12 protein-coding genes are annotated in these 4528 nt (G+C 39.4%); all 12 read right to left on the reverse strand.

Features of this window, described 5'->3' with window-relative positions:
- On the reverse strand, window positions 1–194 hold a 194-nt coding region (rpsH, locus tag ACRCJ0_RS09725), incomplete at its 3' end, for a 30S ribosomal protein S8 (RefSeq protein WP_431390312.1).
- A gap of 36 nt (window positions 195–230) precedes the next feature.
- Window positions 231–416 carry a type Z 30S ribosomal protein S14 gene (locus tag ACRCJ0_RS09730; RefSeq protein ID WP_004262592.1) on the reverse strand — a complete coding sequence of 62 codons (186 nt, stop codon included), beginning with the start codon at window positions 414–416 and terminating at the stop codon, window positions 231–233.
- 27 nt (window positions 417–443) lie between these two features.
- Window positions 444–986, reverse strand: a complete 543-nt coding sequence (gene rplE, locus ACRCJ0_RS09735; RefSeq protein WP_417893722.1) for a 50S ribosomal protein L5 — start codon at window positions 984–986, stop codon at window positions 444–446.
- The gene (rplX, locus tag ACRCJ0_RS09740; RefSeq protein ID WP_004262586.1) at window positions 986–1324 is read right to left on the reverse strand and encodes a 50S ribosomal protein L24; all 339 of its coding nucleotides are present in this window, start codon (window positions 1322–1324) and stop codon (window positions 986–988) included. Before rplX ends, rplE begins: the two co-directional genes overlap by 1 nt.
- A gap of 32 nt (window positions 1325–1356) precedes the next feature.
- Window positions 1357–1725 (reverse strand): 50S ribosomal protein L14, encoded by a 369-nt coding sequence (rplN, locus tag ACRCJ0_RS09745; protein ID WP_004262575.1) that lies wholly within the window; start codon window positions 1723–1725, stop codon window positions 1357–1359.
- 27 nt (window positions 1726–1752) lie between these two features.
- On the reverse strand, window positions 1753–2016 hold the full coding sequence (gene rpsQ, locus ACRCJ0_RS09750; RefSeq protein WP_004262572.1) for a 30S ribosomal protein S17: 264 nt from the start codon (window positions 2014–2016) through the stop codon (window positions 1753–1755).
- A 29-nt stretch (window positions 2017–2045) separates the two neighbouring features.
- A complete protein-coding gene (rpmC, locus tag ACRCJ0_RS09755) occupies window positions 2046–2237 on the reverse strand; it encodes a 50S ribosomal protein L29 (RefSeq protein ID WP_004262569.1) in 192 nt (63 codons plus the stop codon).
- On the reverse strand, window positions 2230–2658 hold the full coding sequence (rplP, locus tag ACRCJ0_RS09760) for a 50S ribosomal protein L16 (RefSeq protein WP_004262566.1): 429 nt from the start codon (window positions 2656–2658) through the stop codon (window positions 2230–2232). Before rplP ends, rpmC begins: the two co-directional genes overlap by 8 nt.
- A gap of 3 nt (window positions 2659–2661) precedes the next feature.
- On the reverse strand, window positions 2662–3312 hold the full coding sequence (gene rpsC / locus ACRCJ0_RS09765) for a 30S ribosomal protein S3 (RefSeq protein WP_431390313.1): 651 nt from the start codon (window positions 3310–3312) through the stop codon (window positions 2662–2664).
- Window positions 3313–3315: 3 nt separating this feature from the next.
- The gene (gene rplV, locus ACRCJ0_RS09770; RefSeq protein WP_004262560.1) at window positions 3316–3672 is read right to left on the reverse strand and encodes a 50S ribosomal protein L22; all 357 of its coding nucleotides are present in this window, start codon (window positions 3670–3672) and stop codon (window positions 3316–3318) included.
- A 21-nt stretch (window positions 3673–3693) separates the two neighbouring features.
- A complete protein-coding gene (gene rpsS, locus ACRCJ0_RS09775; protein WP_016896564.1) occupies window positions 3694–3972 on the reverse strand; it encodes a 30S ribosomal protein S19 in 279 nt (92 codons plus the stop codon).
- Window positions 3973–4009: 37 nt separating this feature from the next.
- The coding region (rplB, locus tag ACRCJ0_RS09780) for a 50S ribosomal protein L2 (protein WP_431390314.1) at window positions 4010–4528 on the reverse strand (519 nt) is incomplete at its 5' end.

Below are 4528 nucleotides of genomic sequence, written 5' to 3' on the forward strand. Positions count from 1 at the left end.
TTCATGAATACACGGATAACGTTTTGTTTATCATCTTCGATGATTTCGTAATCTTTGATATATCCTTCTTCTTTAAGGATAGCAGCAATATTTTCTTTGATTTTTGATGATGGACTTTCGAATGATTCGTGGCGCACCATGTTGGCGTTACGAATACGAGTTAAAAAGTCCGCAATTGGATCAGTCATGACCATTACGAGTACACCCTCCTTTACTTAATTACCAGAAATTTACCAGCTTGCTTTTTTGACTCCAGGAATTTCCCCTTTATAGGCAAGTTCACGAAGGCAAATACGGCATAATTTAAATTTACGGTAAACTGAATGTGGGCGTCCACAACGTTCACAACGAGTATATTCTTGAGTAGAATATTTAGCTGGTTTCTTGTTCTTTTCGATCATTGATTTTTTTGCCAAATTACTCACGCCTCCTTCAAGACTTTATTATTTTTGGAATGGCATTCCTAGTTGAGTTAATAATTCTAATGATTCTTCGTCTGAATCAGCAGTTGTAACAATTACGATGTCCATACCACGTACTTTAGATACTTTATCAAAGTCGATTTCTGGGAAGATCAATTGTTCACGGATACCTAATGTGTAGTTACCACGTCCATCGAATGAGCGGTTGCTGATACCACGGAAGTCACGTACACGAGGTAGTGAAACTGTTACTAATTTGTCGAAGAATTCATACATACGTTCGCCACGTAAAGTAACTTTAGTACCGATAGGCATACCTTCACGTAAACGGAAACCAGCGATTGATTTCTTAGCAGTTGTAACAACTGGTTTTTGACCAGCAATTAATGTTAATTCTTCAACAGCGTTTTCTAAGTTTTTCGCGTTAGATACTGCATCACCAACACCCATGTTGATAACGATTTTATCTAATTTAGGTGCTTGCATGATTGAGCTATAGTTAAATTTTTCAACCATTGATGGTACTACTTCATTTTTATATTTTTCTTGTAAACGATTAGCCATTATTCAGCGTCCTCCTCTCCTGATACTGCTTCAGCGATTACTTCGCCTGATTTTTTCGCTACGCGAACACGTTTACCATCTTGTTCTTGGTAACCTACACGTGTTGCTTCGCCTGTTTTAGGGTCTACTAGTTGTACGTTAGATACATGAATAGGTGCTTCAACTTCGATGATACCGCCTTGAGGGTTCATTTGAGTTGGACGTTGATGTTTTTTAACGATGTTAACACCTTCAACAACAACTTTGTCAGCTTTTGGCAAAGCTTGTTTTACACGACCTTGTTTGCCTTTGTCTTTACCGGCAATAACGATAACTGTGTCATTTGCTTTTACTTTCATTTAAACGGGCACCTCCTTATTTTCTTCAGATTTTAGATTACTTCTGGAGCTAATGAAATAATACGCATATAGTTGTTGTCACGTAATTCACGTGCAACTGGACCAAAGATACGTGTTCCACGAGGAGATTTATCGTCACGAATAATTACACATGCATTTTCGTCGAATTTGATGTATGAACCATCTGGACGACGAACGCCGCTCTTAGTACGAACGATAACTGCTTTAACTACATCACCTTTTTTGACAACTCCACCTGGTGTTGCATTTTTAACAGTTGCCACGATAACATCACCAATGTTTGCAGTTTTACGGCCAGATCCGCCTAATACTTTAATTGTTAGGACTTCACGCGCGCCTGAGTTATCTGCTACTTTTAAACGAGTTTCTGATTGAATCATTTATAGAGTACCTCCTTCCAGTTGTTATTAGATAATGATTGATTCTTCAACGATTTCAACAAGACGGAAGTATTTGTCTTTTGACAATGGACGAGTTTCCGCGATGCGGACGATGTCACCCATTTTTGCTGAATTGTTTTCATCATGTGCTTTGTATTTCTTAGAATATTTGATACGTTTACCATATGTTGGATGGAATTTGAAAGTATCAACTTGGACTGTGATTGTTTTCTCCATTTTGTCAGAAACAACACGGCCTTGTAACACTTTACGGTTATTACGTTCTTCCATGGACAGGTTTCCTCCTTTACTGAATTTTCTTACGCTTCTTGATTACGTAACGCAGTTTTAACACGTGCGATATCTTTACGAACAGCTTTAATACGAGCTGTGTTTTCTAATTGACCAGTTGCCAATTGGAATCGTAAGTTGAATAATTCTTGACGATATTCTTGTTCTTTAGCAGTAAGTTCAGCAGTGGAAAGATCTTTAATATCTGTAAATTTAGTCATTAGATTCACCACCAATTTCACGTTTTACGATTTTAGTACGAATAGGTAATTTGTGAGATGCTAAACGCAATGCTTCTTTAGCTACTTCTTCTGGAACGCCGGCAACTTCAAATAAGATTTTACCGCGTTTTACTGGAGATACCCAACCTTCTGGAGCACCTTTACCAGAACCCATACGAACACCAATTGCTTTAGCTGTATAAGATTTATGTGGGAAGATTTTAATCCATACTTTCCCACCACGTTTCATGTAACGTGTCATGGCAATACGAGATGCTTCAATTTGACGGTTAGTGATCCATGCTGAATCTAATGCTTGCAAACCGAATTCACCGTATGCAATTTCTTTTCCGCCTTTAGCTTCGCCACGCATTTTACCACGGAATTCACGTCTGTGTTTTACACGTTTAGGTACTAACATGTTTTAAGCCTCCCCTTGAATATTTTTTGTTGGAAGGATTTCACCACGGCATACCCATGTTTTGATACCGATCTTACCGTAAGTAGTGTCGGCTTCTTCCCATGAGTAGTCGATGTCCGCACGCAATGTATGCAATGGAACTGTTCCTTCTACTTGAGTTTCTGAACGCGCCATGTCGGCACCATTCAAACGACCTGAGATTTGAACTTTGATACCTTTAGCTCCTGATTTCATTGTGCGTTGGATTGCTTGTTTTTGCGCACGACGGAAAGCTACACGGTTTTCTAATTGTTGAGCGATTGACTCACCAACTAATTTAGCGTCTAATTCAGGTTTTTTAATTTCTACAATGTTGATATGTACTTTTTTACCTGTACGGTTGTTTAAAGTTTTACGTAATACGTCAACTTCAGAACCACCTTTACCAATAACCATACCTGGTTTAGCAGTGTGGATGTTTACGTTAACTTTGTTTGCAGCACGTTCAATTTCAACTTGAGATACAGAAGCATCTTTTAATGTTTCAGCGATGTATTCGCGGATATGTAAGTCTTCGTGTAAAGTATCTGCAAAGTCTTTTTCTGCATACCAACGAGCGTCCCAATCTTTGATGACGCCGATACGCATACCGATAGGATTAATCTTTTGTCCCATTAATTATGCCTCCTCTGCTGTTTTTACTACCACTGTAATGTGGCTTGTACGTTTGTTGATTCTAGAAGCTGAACCTTTCGCACGTGGACGGAAACGTTTCATTGTTGGTCCTTCGTTTACGAATGCTTCGCTTACTACTAAGTTAGCTGGCTCTAAGCCAAAGTTGTGTTCTGCGTTTGCAATTGCAGACATTAACACTTTCTCTACAGCAGGAGATGCTGAACGAGGAGTGTTTTTTAAGATTGCAATAGCTTCACCGACAGTTTTGTTGCGGATTAAGTCAACAACTAAACGTGCTTTACGAGCAGAAACGCGAACTGTGTTTGCAGTTGCTTTTGCAGATGTAATTTGTTCTGCCATTCTCTATTTCCTCCTCTCAGATTAACGACGAGTTGTCTTGTCGTCAGCGCCATGTCCTTTGTATGTACGAGTTGGTACGAATTCACCTAATTTGTGACCTACCATATCTTCTTGGATAAAAACTGGTACATGTTTGCGGCCATCGTATACAGCAATTGTTAACCCAACAAAGTTAGGGAAAATTGTTGAACGGCGTGACCATGTTTTGATTACTTGTTTCTTTTGTGCGTCTTGTTGTGCAACCACTTTTTTCATTAAATGGTCATCACAAAAAGGTCCTTTTTTCAAGCTACGGCTCATATTTATTTGGCTCCCTTCGCTATCCTATTTAATGTGATTACTTAGAGTTACGACGACGTACAATTAATTTATTGCTACGTGCGTTCTTATCACGAGTCTTAATACCACGTGCAGGTTTACCCCATGGAGTCATTGGACTTGGACGTCCGACAGGAGCTTTACCTTCACCACCACCGTGAGGGTGATCGTTAGGGTTCATTACAGAACCACGAACAGTTGGACGTTTACCTGCCCAACGAGAGCGTCCTGCTTTACCTACGTTGATTAAGCTGTGTTGTTCGTTACCAACAACACCAATTGTTGCACGACAAGTACCTAAGATCATACGAACTTCACCAGAAGTTAATTTAATCAATACGTATTTGTCTTCTTTACCTAACACTTGAGCGCTAGCACCAGCAGAGCGAACTAATTGTCCACCTTTACCAGGTTTAGTTTCAATGTTATGTACTAAAGTACCAACTGGGATGTTTTTCAATGGTAATGCATTACCAACTTTGATATCTGCTGCTTCACCAGAAGAAATACGAGCACCAACTTGTAAACCTTTAGGTGC

Source organism: Aerococcus sp. L_32, assembly GCF_050689315.1.